The sequence below is a fragment of the Brevundimonas sp. PAMC22021 genome (assembly GCF_019443405.1).
In the GTDB taxonomy this organism is placed as follows: domain Bacteria; phylum Pseudomonadota; class Alphaproteobacteria; order Caulobacterales; family Caulobacteraceae; genus Brevundimonas.
Genome location: NZ_CP080376.1, coordinates 2,780,820 through 2,793,159 on the forward strand (window position 1 = coordinate 2,780,820; position 12,340 = coordinate 2,793,159).

Consider the following 12,340-nt stretch of genomic DNA (forward strand, 5'->3'; position numbering starts at 1 on the left):
GCGGTCACGGGGGCGCTCACCGACGGAGCCCCGCCGCGACGTGGCGGTCGAACCAGGCGGCGACCGGCTCCAGCCCCGGCTTCTTCAGGTTGGCGTTCAGGTGCGCCCACACGCGCGGCATGAAGCGGGCGTAACGCGGCTTGCCGTCGCGCGCGATCAGTCGGGCGAAGATGCCCAGGATGCGCGCCTCGTTCAGCGCGGCGAGCCCGGCGTAGGTCTGCATGAACAATTGGCGCTCCACCTGCGGCCGCAAGGCGAAATAGCGGTCGAGCGCCAGCTGCTCCAGCTCGGGCGAGACGTCGCGGCGTGCGTCCTGAAGCAGCGAATGCAGATCCCAGCTCGGGTGCGCCCGCACCGCGTCCTGGAAGTCGATCATGCCGACGCGAGCCGCGCCCTCGCGCCCCGCCAGCCAGATCAGGTTCTCGGCGTGATAATCGCGGTGCGCCATCACCGTGGCCCCTTCCGCCCCCTCGCGGACGATCGGCGCCCAGGCGGTGCGCCACTCCGCGATCGCCGCCTCGTCGAAGCCCAGGCGCGGCTCGAGCTTGGGCGCCCACTCCACGAACAGGTCGGCCCCGCCCTGCAGCGCCGTCTCGTCATACGCCAGCAGCGGCCAGTCGCCGGCCGGCCCGCTCAGCGTCTCCGGCGTTAGAGCCTCGTGCAGCCTGGCCAGAGCCTCGACGGCGGCGAGGTAGAGCGGCGCCTCGGCCTCGCCGGCCTCGATCACGCGGGCGAACAGGTCGTCGCCGAAATCCTCGATCACGGCGAGCCCGGCAGGCGCATCCACCGCCATGATCTCAGGCGCCGACAAGCCGGCCGACCGCAGGTGGGCGGCGACGGCGGCAAAGGCCTCGATCCGGCCGGCGGACAGGCGCGCGACGGCGTTCCACCCCCGGGCGTGGCGTTCCCCAGGCGACCAGGCGGAATCGCAGGGCAGGCTCTCGGCGGCGGGCGGCTGATCCATCAGCATCAGGGTCGCGCCCGACGGCAGGCTCAGTCGTTCGTAGCGGCGCGTGGAGGCGTCGCCCGGCAAGGGCGTGCGCACAGCGTCGCCCAGGCCCGATGCGGCCAGGAAGCTGCGGCGCTGTTCCTCGCGGTCAGGAATGGACATGGTCGATCAGCCTTTCCCACCGGCCTGCGCCGGAAATGGTCGCAACGCGGCCTGCGTTGTCTTCCGCGATGACGATCACCAGACGATCGGCGCGTAAGAAGCGCGTCGGATCCTCGCCCAGCCGCTCGGGCCACTCGACAATGGCGCAGCCGTCGTCCAGCGCCTCGTCCAGGCCGATCTCCCACGCCTCTTCCGGCTGGGTCAGGCGATAGAGGTCGAAGTGCGCGACGGGCGGTTCGCTTTCGTAGAATTGCACCAGGGTGAAGGTCGGCGAGGGCACATCCTCGTCCGGCGTGGTCAGCGCCCGGATCAGGCCGCGCGCCAGCGTCGACTTGCCCATGCCGAGCGGTCCGTACAGCAGCACGCTGTCGCCCGCCTCAAGCAAGGGGGCGATGACCCGCCCCAGCCGCGTGGTTGCTTCGGCGTCGGGCAGCACGATCCGGTTCATGCGAACACCGCGTCGGCGTCCGCAGACAGGGTCCGTTCGGTGAACCGCTTCAGGGCGCTTGTCGCCTCGACCGGATCGACCGGCAGCCGCGCCGGCGGGATCGGGTGGCCGGCGGTGACGGTGAACCGCCTGCCCGCCTTGTTCAGCAGTTCGTGGAACAGCGTCACGTCGCGCAGCTCCTGCGAAACCCTGTCGAACAGGTGGAACAGCCGACTGTAAGGACCGGTCACATGCATGGGGATCACCGGCGCATCGAACTTGCGTGACAAGGAGGCGGCGGTGGGCGCCCACTCCGGATCGGTCAGCAGACCGTCCCTATCGACACGCGCCAGGCGGCCGGCGGGAAACATGACGATGCAGCGTTCGGCCTCGAACGCTTCGCGCGCAGCCTGCAGCGTGGCGCGAGTCTTTTCGCGCGTGCGCTTGTTGTGCACCCACTCGACCGGGATCACCGTTTCGGACAGGCGCGGCGAGACCCGCAGGGCGTCGGCGTTGGCGAAGAAGATGGCGTCGGACCGCCGCTCTCGGACCGCATCGTACACCGCGATGCCATCCGCGATGCCGGTGGGATGGTTGCACGCGACGATGCAGCGGCCCTTGGCGGGCAGCCGCTCCAGATGGTTCGCCTCGACCTGGAGCTTCAGCAGGTTCGAGATGTAGCGCAGCGTCTCCTCGCCTGACATCGGCGCGATCGCATCGGCCATGCTGCGCGCCTTGCCGTAGCCGAGCAGCGCATAAAGGCCCGGCTTGACCAGCGGCCAGGCGGCGGATCGTGTCAGGCGCGGCCCACGCTCGGCGATCAGCACATCGACGATGTGCGGCGAGGACCGGATCGGGGCGAAGGCGGACAGCATGGACGCCTGCTTGTCGCCGGTCGCGCGGGCGTGGGCAAGGATCAACTTCCGCCGTTCGGGCGGTGGTGCTAGGCCTTTGCGCCACAGCTCCGGTTGAGGACCTCTTTCATGCGTCACCGCACCCTTTTGTCGGCCGCCTGCGCCGCCATCGCCCTTGTCACGGCCGCGCCGGTTCTGGCCCAGGTTCCGGCGGCGCCCGTCCCAGCGTCGGCCGCGACGCCGGACGCCTTCACCTATCAGGACATGATCTCGGCCAACCGGCTGGGCGATCCGCAGGTATCGTCGGACGGCCGCTGGGTGATCTATTCGGTGACGACCACCGATGTGGCGGCGAACCGGCGCTCGGGCGCGCTGTTCCTGAAGGACCTGTCCTCGGACGCCGAGGCGCGCCGCCTGCCGATCTCGGACCAGGGCGCCAACACCGCGCGCTGGGGCGTGGACGGCCGCATCTACTTCCTGTCAGGCAAGTCGGGCTCCAGCCAGGTCTGGCGCGCCGAGACGGACGGCTCGCGCCCGGTGCAGGTCACGGACCTGCCGCTGGACGTCAACGCCTATCGGCTGAGCCCGCAAGGCGACAAGGTGGCGGTGTCGCTGGCGGTTTATCCGGACGCGGCGGACCTCGGCGCCTCGGTCGCCATGGCCCAGTCGCGCGCCGAGCAGAAGACCACGGCCCAGGTCTATGACCGCATGTTCGTGCGGCACTGGGATACGTGGAACGACCACACCCAGAACCACCTGTTCGTTCAGTCCATCGGCTCGGACGGCCGCGCCGCCGGCTCGCCGGTGTGGGTGACCAAGGGCTTTGACGGCGACACGCCCTCCAAGCCGTTCGGGGACGAGAACGACTTCGTCTTCACGCCGTCAGGCGACGCCCTGGTGTTCTCGGCGCGGCTGGCCGGCCGGACCGAACCGTGGAGCACCAACTTCGACCTGTGGCGCACCAACAGCCTGTCGGGCGATGGAACCTTCACCAATCTGACGGACGCCAACGACGCCTGGGACGCCGGCCCGGTGTTCTCGCCGGATGGCCGCACTCTGGCCTATCGCGCCATGGCCCGGCCTGGCTTCGAGGCCGATCGCTATCAGATCACGCTGATGGACGTGGCGAGCGGCCAGACGCGCGAGATCGCGGCCAACTGGGACCGCTCAGCCGACACGCTGCAATGGTCGCGTGACGGAAACACGCTGTACGCCATCGCCGGCGATGTCGGACGCACCAAGCTGTTCGCCATCGACGCCCGCAACGGCGTGGTGACGCCGGTCACCGGCGACGGCCATGTCTCGGCCTTTGCCCAGACGCCGTCGGGTTTCGTCCTGGCGCAGGACAGCCTGACCCGTCCGAGCGAGCTCTATGTGAAGACCTACCTTGGTCGCGAACTGCCGCGCCGCATCACCAATGTGAACCCGCAGTTGGACGCCAAGAGCTTTGGCGAATTCGAGCAGTTCAGCTTCGCCGGCTGGAACAACGAAACCGTCCACGGCTACGTCATCAAGCCGGTCGGCTATGTCGAGGGTCGCAAATACCCGGTGGCCTTCCTGATCCACGGCGGACCGCAGGGCTCGTTCGGCGACAGCTGGTCCTATCGCTGGAACCCGGAAACCTATGCGGGCGCGGGATATGCGGTGGTGATGATCGATTTCCACGGCTCGACCGGCTATGGCCAAGGCTTCACCGATGCGATCAGCCAGCACTGGGGCGACCGGCCGCTTGAGGACCTGCAGAAGGGCTGGGCCCATGCGCAGCGCCAGTTCTCCTTCCTCGACGGTGAAAACGCCTGTGCGCTCGGCGCCTCCTACGGGGGCTACATGATCAACTGGATCGCGGGCCGGTGGAACGACGCCTTCAAATGCCTGGTCAACCACGACGGCGTCTTTGACACCTTCGGAATGGGCTATTCGACCGAAGAGCTATGGTTCACCGAGTGGGAATACGGCGGCACGCCCTGGGACAAGCCGGAAGGCTACCAGCGCTTCAACCCGGCCAACCACGTCGAGAACTGGAAGACGCCGATGCTGGTGGTGCAGGGCGATCTGGACTTCCGCATCCCGACATCGCAGGGTCTGTCGACCTTCACGGCCCTGCAGCGGCGCGGGATCGACAGCCGGCTGGTGGTGTTTCCCGACGAGAACCACTGGGTGCTGAAGCCCGCCAACAGCCAGCGCTGGCACGACGAGGTGTTCGGCTGGCTGAACAAGCATCTCAGCGCGGCGCGCTGACCGAGATTAGCTGGATGACAAGGGGCGCGGCGATCACCGCGCCTCTTGTTGCGTCAGAGCGAGGCGCGCGTGTTGGCCAGCAGGATCAGCCGCCGATACTCCTGCTCGTTCATGCAGCGGGGCTTGCTCCAGGCCTCGCCCGCGCGCTGGGCGTCCATGACCTCGCGGGCGGTGACGAACACCGGGGCGGAGCCGTGCTCGCGCTGATAGGCGCGGCGAGTGGCGTTGTCAGAGGCGCAGATCATCACCGTCTGCCGACCGGCGGGTTCTGACGCCGCCGTCCGCGTGGGACCTTGGGCTTTCACAGGTGCATGAACAGCAGCGGCCGCTGCGAGCGACAGGGCAAGGGCGGTGAGACGGCGCATCGAAACTCTCCCATGGCCCGCCTTGTCGCGGGTCTTTGCAGCAGAATGCGCCGATCGTTCGGAATGTAAAGGTTTCACGACGTCTGCATGTCAGGCGAATGACATTGCGGCCGTCTGGCTCCAACCGGCCGTTGATGCGTTTGACAGCCTCACGGAGGCGCCGATTTGGCCAATACGCTGAACATAAAGGATATTGGCGGCGACCTTCGGGGCTGGATGTCTCGGACGCCGGATCGACTTCACCGCGGTATGGACTGGGTCAGGGCGAACGATCCCGTCTATGCGGCCGCCCGTCATCCCGGCCGCGCCGAAAAGGCGGCGGCGTCCGTCACCCTGCTGCTGGTCGCGGCTGTGGTGATCTTCCTGATGCTGTTCGACTGGAACTGGCTTCGTGGGCCGATCGGACGTTGGGCGTCTCAGAAGTACGATCGCGAGGTGGCGCTGCGCGGCGACCTGGACGTGAACCTCTTCAGCTGGACCCCGTCTGTGGTGGTCAACGACCTGAAATTCGGCGGCCCGAACTGGGCGCGCGAGCAAGACACCGCCAACGTCGGGCGGATCGAAGCGTCCGTGCGGCTGCGCAAGCTGTTCGCCGGGCAGATCGAAATGCCCCTGCTGTCTTTCACCCGACCGAACGTGGTGCTGATCGCCACCGAGGACGGCAGGAAGAGCTGGGAGCTGGAGCCCGACAAGCCGGACGACGGCGAGGGCATGAAGCTTCCGGTCATCCAGCAGCTGGTGATCACCGACGGCCGTCTCACTGTCGATGAGCAGGGGCGCGACCTGACGCTGAACGCCCAGGTCAACGCGCGCGAGACCGCCAACGACGGCGACGCCGGGTTCCTGCTGGATGGACGCGGCAGCATCAACGGCTCGCCCCTGACGCTGCGGGTTCAGGGCGGTCCTTTTATCAACATCCGGCGTAATCGGCCCTATCAGTTCACGGCGGCGGTGGATGGGGCGGGATCGCGGCTGAGGGCGGACGGGGCCATTACCCGGCCGTTCGATCTGGGTCAGTTCCAGGCGACGCTGAGCCTGCAGGGCCAGAACCTGGCCGACCTCTACCTGCTGACCGGCGTGACCCTGCCGAACACGCCGGCCTATCGTCTTTCGGGCGCCCTGGCGCGCGACGATCGGGTCTGGACTTTCAACGACTTAGATGGACGCGTCGGCGCCTCCGACCTGTCCGGCGACGTCAAGGTCGATGCGGCCGAGCGGCTGCGCGTCGAGGCGCAGCTGACGTCCCGCCGCCTCGACTTGGACGACCTGCTGACCGTGGTCGGCGCCCAGCCGCGCACGTCCGGCGAGAACACCGAAACCACCAGCGGCGCGCCCGGCAAGCTGCTGCCCGACGCCACGCTGCAGGTCGAGCGTCTGCGCACCATGGACGGCTCGCTGAGCTATCGCGCCGCCTCGGTGAAGGCCAACGAGTTCGACGTGCGCGCCGTGCGTCTCGGGGCCGAGCTGGAAGGCGGGGTGCTGAACCTCGATCCGGTCAGCTTCAACTTCAACCGGGGCGAGCTGAACGGCACGGCCAAGATCAACGCCACGCGCGACACCCCCTACAGCGCCATCGACTTCCGCCTGGGCGGCTACCCGCTGGAATCGCTGGTCCCAGCGCGGGGCGGGGTTCAGCCGATCAGCGGGCGCATGCTGGGCCGCGTGCGGCTGGAAGGTCCCGGATCGTCGATCCACCGTTTCGCCGCCGCTTCCAAGGGCTCGCTCAGCGTGGTCGTCCCGCAAGGCCAGATGCGCGAGGCCTTTGCCGAACTGCTGGGGATCAACGCCAGCGCCGGCCTGATCAAGCTGCTGCGGGGCGACCAGGGCCAGACCCAGATTCGCTGCGCTGTGGCCGACTTCAACGTCGCGGGCGGCGTGGCCAGCACCAAGACCTTTGTGATCGACACCGGCGTGGTGCTGGCCAAGGGATCGGGATCGTTCAACCTGGGTCAGGAAACGTTGAACCTGCGCATCGACGGCGACTCCAAGAAGCCGCGCCTGCTGCGCGTGTGGGCGCCGATCACCATTGGCGGCACCTTCACCGCGCCGCGCCCTGGCGTGGACGTGGGCGAAGTGGTCAAGCAGGGCGGACTGGCGGCCATCGTCGGCGCGGTCGCCGCGCCGGTCGCCGCCCTGTTCGCCTTTGTCGATCCGGGTCTTGCCGAGGACGCCAACTGCGGCCAGTTGATCGCCGGCGCCCGTTGATACCGAAAGGACGCACAGCTTGACCCGCAGAGGCTTCTTTGCGCCCGCGATCGGCGCGCTGGCGGCGGCCTGCTCGCCGCTGGCCGTGCTGAACGCCGTCGGCCCGCGCGACGGCGGCGTTCGCCGGGTCGGACGCGACATCGCCTATGGCCCCGATCCTCGCCAAAGGCTGGACGTCTATGCACCCGTCGGCGAGGGGCCATGGCCCGTCCTGGTCTTCTTCTATGGCGGCAGTTGGGATTCAGGTTCCAGGGACGTCTATGGCTGGGCCGCCCAGGCCATCGCCGCGCAAGGCTTTGTCGTGGTCCTGCCCGACTACCGCCTCGTGCCGCAGGTGGTGTTTCCCGCCTTTATCGAGGACGCGGCCGCGGCGACGGCGAAGGCGGGCGAGATCGCCTCGACCTATCGCGGCGATCCGGCGCGCCTGGGCGTGTGCGGCCATTCGGCCGGCGCGCACCTGGCGCTGATGATCGCGTTGGATCGGCGCTACATGGAGGCCGCCGGCCAGCCGCGCCTGATCCGCGCCGCAGCGGGCGTGTCGGGCCCCTACGACTTCCTGCCGTTCGACGTGCCGGCCTCGATCAACGCCTTCGGCCGTGCGCCCGATCCGACGCTGACCCAGCCCGTGACGTTCGTGCGTCCCGACGCCCCGCCGATCTGGCTGGGACACGGAGACGCCGACACGGTGGTCCACCCGAAGGACACGATCATCCTGGACCAGCGCCAGCGCGCCGCCGGCGGACGATCCGAGGCCAAGCTCTACCCCGGCCTCAGCCACACCGACACCCTGGCCAGCTTCTCGCCCCTGTTCCGACGCAAGGCCCCGGTGCTGGCCGACATGGCCGCCTTCTTCCACCGCGAACTCGGCTGACCTCGAGGTTGGCGAAGCCGGGCCAGGCTGCTAGGACGCCGCTCCCGGCGCTCAACACAGCTCCCCGGACAGGTGGCCGAGTGGTTTAAGGCAGCGGTCTTGAAAACCGCCGTAGGTGGAAGCCTACCGTGGGTTCGAATCCCACCCTGTCCGCCAGACCGCCCTCGGCCGTTCACCCACATCACTGTTCTCGGTGCGAAGACCGCGCGTCGCTCATGTCCCCGATACGCTGATCCCATCGTGATTATTGGCGCCTTTCGGGGTGCGGTGCATTTAGGCTGAACCTGTGACGGCTTGGGCGAGGCTGGGCGCTTCCATGCGAGCAGATAATCTGGGCGTCGGAGCCGCACGGGCGACGAACGAGACTTTTGAAGTGGAGGCGGCGATGCCGGACATAATCGATTTGGAGGTCTCGAGACGAAAGGTGCTGATCAGCAGCGCCGGGGGCGCGGCGCTCGGCGCCTTGCCGGCTAAAGCCCAGATGCCGGCCCAGACATCGACTCAAGCGACGGATCGGTCCGTCGGGACGCCGGCCGGCGCCGGAAGCGTCGTGCCCGTCGCGATGGAGGTGAATGGCGCGGCGGTGTCGCTGCAGCTCGACACCCGCACCACCCTGCTGGACGCGCTGCGGGAGCACCTGCGGCTGACCGGAACCAAGAAGGGCTGCGACCACGGCCAGTGCGGCGCCTGCACTGTCCTGGTGAACGGCGAGAGGATCAACGCCTGCCTGTCGCTTGCGGTCATGCACACCGGGGACAAGGTGACCACCATCGAGGGCCTGGGCACGCCGGAGCGGATGCACCCGATGCAGGCCGCCTTCGTCAAACATGACGGCTATCAATGCGGCTACTGCACGCCGGGCCAGATCTGCTCGGCCGTGGCGGTGCTTGAAGAAATCCGCGCCGGCGTCCCCAGTCATGTGCAGGCCGATGTGGCCGGGCGGCCCGAGATGTCGACGGCGGAGATGCGCGAGCGCATGAGCGGCAACATCTGCCGTTGCGGCGCCTATTCCAACATCGCCGACGCCATGGCCGATGTCGCCGGGGTGCGGGCATGAGGGCCTTTACCTACGAACGCGCTCGCACGCCGGCCGAGGCCGCGGCGGCGGTCGCTGGCCGCCCGGGCGCCAAGTTCATCGCGGGCGGCACCAACCTGCTCGATCTGATGAAGCTGGAGATCGAGACGCCGGAGCACCTGGTCGATGTTCAGGATCTAAGGCTGGACCGGATCGAGGATACGGAGGAGGGCGGTCTCAGGATCGGCACGCTGGTGACCAACACCGCGCTCGCCAGCCATCCGCGCGTGCGGCGCGACTATGGCGTACTGACCAAGGCCATTGTCGCCGGCGCATCCGGCCAGCTGCGCAACAAGGCGACCACAGGCGGCAACCTGTTGCAGCGCACGCGGTGTCCGTATTTCTACGACACCGATCAGGCCTGCAACAAACGCGAGCCGGGCACGGGCTGTTCGGCCATCGGCGGCTTTGCTCGTCAGCTCGCCGTGGTCGGCGTCAGCGAGTCCTGCATCGCCACCTATCCCGGCGACATGGCGGTGGCGATGCGGGTGCTGGACGCCGTGGTCGAGACCGTGACGCCGCGCGGCGAGACGCGCAGCCTTGCGATCAGCGAGCTCCACCGCCTGCCCGGCGACGCGCCCCACAAGGACGTCAATCTGGAGCCGGGCGAGCTGATCACGGCGGTGACCCTGCCGCGCCCGATCGGCGGAACGCACAGCTATCACAAGGTGCGGGACCGGTCTTCCTACGCCTTTGCGCTGGTCTCGGTGGCGGCGGTGCTGCAGCCGGACGGAAGCGGACGCGTCGCCTTCGGTGGCGTGGCGCACAAGCCCTGGCGGATGGAGGCGGCGGAAAGCGCGATGCCTGACGGTGCATCGGCCGTGGCCGACCGGGTTTTCGCCGATGCGCGACCCCAGCCCGACAACGCCTTCAAGGTGACCCTGGCCAAGCGCACCCTGGCCGCAGCGATTTCGGAGAGCCGGGCATGAAGTTCGAACAACCCGCCGGCGCCAATCCCATCGACCAGATGAAGGTCGTGGGACGCCCCCATGATCGCATCGACGGGCCGCTGAAGACCACCGGCCGCGCGCTGTACGCCTATGAGCACCGCCAGGGCGTGGAGAACGCCGCCTATGGCTATGTGGTCGGCTCGGCCATCGCCAAGGGGCGTATCCGTTCCATCGACGCCGCCGCCGCGCTCGCCTCGCCGGGCGTGCTGGGCGTCGTCACCGCCGAAACGGCGGGCGAACTGGGCAAGGGGCAGTACAACACCGCCAGGCTGCTGGCGGGGCCGGAGGTGCAGCACTATCACCAGGCGGTGGCCGTGGTCGTGGCCGAGACCTTTGAGCAGGCGCGCGCCGCCGCCGCGAGTCTCAAGGTCGGCTATGCCCGCGCGCAGGGCCGCTTCAGCCTGGAAAACCAGCGCGCATCGGCCAAGGAGCCCGACGGCGGAAACGAGGACAAGACCTCCGGCGATTTCGACACCGCCTTCGCCGGCGCCCCGGTCACCCTGGACGAGGAGTATCACACCCCCGACCAGAGCCACGCGATGATGGAGCCGCACGCCTCCATCGCGCGCTGGAACGGCGACGAGCTGTTTGTCTGGACCTCCAACCAGATGATCGATTGGGGACGCAGCGACCTGGCCGCCACGTTGAAGATGCCCAAGGAGAAGGTGCGCATCTCGTCGCCCTATGTGGGTGGCGGTTTCGGCGGAAAGCTGTTCCTGAGAGCGGACGCGCTGCTTGCCGCCCTGGCCGCGCGCGAGGTGCGCCGACCGGTCAAGGTCGCGCTGCCGCGGCCCTTCATGGGCAACAACACGACCCATCGGCCGGCGACGGCCCAGCGCATCCGCATCGGGGCAGGGCGCGACGGTCGGATCACCGCGCTGTCGCACGAAAGCTGGAGCGGCGACCTGCCGGGCGGCGGACCCGAGACGGCGACGGGCCAGACCCAGCTGCTGTATGGCAGTCCCGCCATCGTCACCCGCCTGCGCCTGGCCGAACTGGACCTGCCGGAGGCCAACGCCATGCGCGCGCCGGGCGAGGCGCCCGGTCTGATGGCGCTCGAGATCGCCATGGACGAAATGGCCGAAAAGCTGGGCATGGACCCGGTCGCCTTTCGAGTCGTCAACGACACCCAGGTCGATCCGATGAAGCCCGAGCGGCCCTTCTCCCAGCGCCAGCTGGTGCGGTGCCTCGAGGAAGGGGCCGAGCGGTTCGGCTGGAGCCGCCGCGCGGCGCCGGGCTCAACGCAGGATGGCCGTTGGCTGGTCGGCATGGGCGTGGCCGCCGCCTTTCGCAACAACATGAACATGAAGTCCGCTGCCCGCGTGCGCCTGAGCTCGGACGGGCGGGTCACGGTTGAAACCGACATGACCGACATCGGCACCGGCAGCTACACCATCATCGCGCAGACGGCGGCCGAGATGCTGGGCGTCGATCTGGATCGCGTTTCGGTGGTGCTGGGCGACTCCAGCTTTCCGGTGTCCGCCGGTTCCGGCGGTCAGTGGGGCGCCAACAGCGCGACGTCCGGCGTCTATGCGGCCTGCGTCAAGCTGCGGCGTACGGCGGCGGAACGCCTGGGCCTGAACCCGGACGACGTCGTCTTTTCCGGCGGCCGGGTGCGCAGCGGGCGTCGCTCGACGCCGCTGGGCCAGGCCGCTCGCGACGGCGATCTGGTGGTCGAGGACACGATGGAGTGGGGCGACCTGGCCGAACGCTATCAGCAGTCCACCTTCGGCGCACACTTCGTCGAGGCGGTGGTTGATCGCTTCACCGGCCAGACCCACATCCGGCGCATGCTGGCGGTCTGCGCGGCCGGGCGCATCCTCAATCCGAAGACCGCCCGCAGCCAGGTCATCGGCGCCATGACCATGGGCGTCGGCGGCGCCCTGATGGAGGAACTCGCCGTCGACAAGCGCGTCGGCTTCTTCGTCAACCACGACCTGGCCAGCTATGAGGTCCCGGTCCACGCCGACATCCCGCACCAGGAGGTCGTCTTCCTGGAAGAGGCCGACGACAAGGTCTCGCCGATGAAGGCCAAGGGCGTGGGCGAACTGGGCCTGTGCGGCGTCGGCGCGGCGGTGGCCAACGCGATCTACAACGCCACGGGCGTGCGCATCCGCGAGTATCCGATCACGCTCGACAAATATCTTGATCGGTTGCCCGAGGTGGCGTGACGCTGACGGCATCGGGCCGTCTGGCGCCGCTTAATCAATAAGTTGCGGCGTCAGTCTATGCAATCCAGGGTAG

General features: G+C 68.5%; 10 protein-coding genes and 1 tRNA gene. 7 read left to right on the top strand and 4 right to left on the bottom strand.

Features of this window, described 5'->3' with window-relative positions; genetic code table 11:
- Nucleotides 1–16: 16 nt before the first annotated feature.
- From amgK to KY493_RS13695, 3 genes are read right to left on the bottom strand one after another with little or no spacing between them, the layout of a single operon-like run.
- Nucleotides 17–1,111, bottom strand: coding sequence for an N-acetylmuramate/N-acetylglucosamine kinase AmgK (amgK, locus tag KY493_RS13685; RefSeq protein WP_219896867.1), 1,095 nt, complete (start codon nucleotides 1,109–1,111; stop codon nucleotides 17–19).
- The gene (gene tsaE, locus KY493_RS13690; RefSeq protein WP_219896868.1) at nucleotides 1,098–1,559 is read right to left on the bottom strand and encodes a tRNA (adenosine(37)-N6)-threonylcarbamoyltransferase complex ATPase subunit type 1 TsaE; all 462 of its coding nucleotides are present in this window, start codon (nucleotides 1,557–1,559) and stop codon (nucleotides 1,098–1,100) included. The genes amgK and tsaE overlap by 14 nt, the downstream gene beginning before the upstream one ends.
- The gene (locus tag KY493_RS13695; RefSeq protein WP_370627334.1) at nucleotides 1,556–2,458 is read right to left on the bottom strand and encodes a GNAT family N-acetyltransferase; all 903 of its coding nucleotides are present in this window, start codon (nucleotides 2,456–2,458) and stop codon (nucleotides 1,556–1,558) included. The genes tsaE and KY493_RS13695 overlap by 4 nt, the downstream gene beginning before the upstream one ends.
- A 63-nt stretch (nucleotides 2,459–2,521) precedes the next feature.
- On the opposite strand from KY493_RS13695, the gene KY493_RS13700 reads away from it, so the two are divergent.
- Nucleotides 2,522–4,630 (top strand): S9 family peptidase, encoded by a 2,109-nt coding sequence (locus tag KY493_RS13700; RefSeq protein WP_219896869.1) that lies wholly within the window; start codon nucleotides 2,522–2,524, stop codon nucleotides 4,628–4,630.
- Nucleotides 4,631–4,683: 53 nt separating this feature from the next.
- Here the strand turns inward: KY493_RS13700 and KY493_RS13705 are convergent, their stop codons facing one another.
- Complete coding sequence (locus KY493_RS13705) at nucleotides 4,684–4,995, bottom strand: hypothetical protein (protein WP_219896870.1); 312 nt, start codon at nucleotides 4,993–4,995, stop codon at nucleotides 4,684–4,686.
- A 249-nt stretch (nucleotides 4,996–5,244) separates the two neighbouring features.
- On the opposite strand from KY493_RS13705, the gene KY493_RS13710 reads away from it, so the two are divergent.
- The 6 genes from KY493_RS13710 to paoC all read left to right on the top strand — a co-directional run bounded on the left by KY493_RS13710 (nucleotide 5,245) and on the right by paoC (nucleotide 12,267).
- Nucleotides 5,245–7,200, top strand: a complete 1,956-nt coding sequence (locus KY493_RS13710; protein ID WP_219896871.1) for an AsmA family protein — start codon at nucleotides 5,245–5,247, stop codon at nucleotides 7,198–7,200.
- A 19-nt stretch (nucleotides 7,201–7,219) separates the two neighbouring features.
- A complete protein-coding gene (locus KY493_RS13715; RefSeq protein WP_219896872.1) occupies nucleotides 7,220–8,071 on the top strand; it encodes an alpha/beta hydrolase in 852 nt (283 codons plus the stop codon).
- Between the two features lie 66 nt (nucleotides 8,072–8,137).
- A tRNA-Ser gene (locus KY493_RS13720) sits at nucleotides 8,138–8,227 on the top strand.
- Between the two features lie 229 nt (nucleotides 8,228–8,456).
- Nucleotides 8,457–9,128, top strand: coding sequence for an aldehyde dehydrogenase iron-sulfur subunit PaoA (gene paoA, locus KY493_RS13725; protein WP_219898592.1), 672 nt, complete (start codon nucleotides 8,457–8,459; stop codon nucleotides 9,126–9,128).
- Entirely contained in the window at nucleotides 9,125–10,075 is a 951-nt protein-coding gene (locus tag KY493_RS13730; RefSeq protein ID WP_219896873.1) for a xanthine dehydrogenase family protein subunit M, read from the top strand. Before paoA ends, KY493_RS13730 begins: the two co-directional genes overlap by 4 nt.
- Complete coding sequence (gene paoC, locus KY493_RS13735; protein WP_219896874.1) at nucleotides 10,072–12,267, top strand: aldehyde oxidoreductase molybdenum-binding subunit PaoC; 2,196 nt, start codon at nucleotides 10,072–10,074, stop codon at nucleotides 12,265–12,267. Before KY493_RS13730 ends, paoC begins: the two co-directional genes overlap by 4 nt.
- Nucleotides 12,268–12,340: the final 73 nt, after the last annotated feature.

Bases quoted from the DNA above. Each gene is read 5' to 3' on its own strand.
- amgK (WP_219896867.1), bottom strand. From the start codon at position 1,111: ATGTCCATTCCTGACCGCGAGGAACAGCGCCGCAGCTTCCTGGCCGCA.
- tsaE (WP_219896868.1), bottom strand. From the start codon at position 1,559: ATGAACCGGATCGTGCTGCCCGACGCCGAAGCAACCACGCGGCTGGGG.
- KY493_RS13700 (WP_219896869.1), top strand. From the start codon at position 2,522: ATGCGTCACCGCACCCTTTTGTCGGCCGCCTGCGCCGCCATCGCCCTT.
- KY493_RS13705 (WP_219896870.1), bottom strand. From the start codon at position 4,995: ATGCGCCGTCTCACCGCCCTTGCCCTGTCGCTCGCAGCGGCCGCTGCT.
- KY493_RS13710 (WP_219896871.1), top strand. From the start codon at position 5,245: ATGGACTGGGTCAGGGCGAACGATCCCGTCTATGCGGCCGCCCGTCAT.
- paoA (WP_219898592.1), top strand. From the start codon at position 8,457: ATGCCGGACATAATCGATTTGGAGGTCTCGAGACGAAAGGTGCTGATC.
- KY493_RS13730 (WP_219896873.1), top strand. From the start codon at position 9,125: ATGAGGGCCTTTACCTACGAACGCGCTCGCACGCCGGCCGAGGCCGCG.
- paoC (WP_219896874.1), top strand. From the start codon at position 10,072: ATGAAGTTCGAACAACCCGCCGGCGCCAATCCCATCGACCAGATGAAG.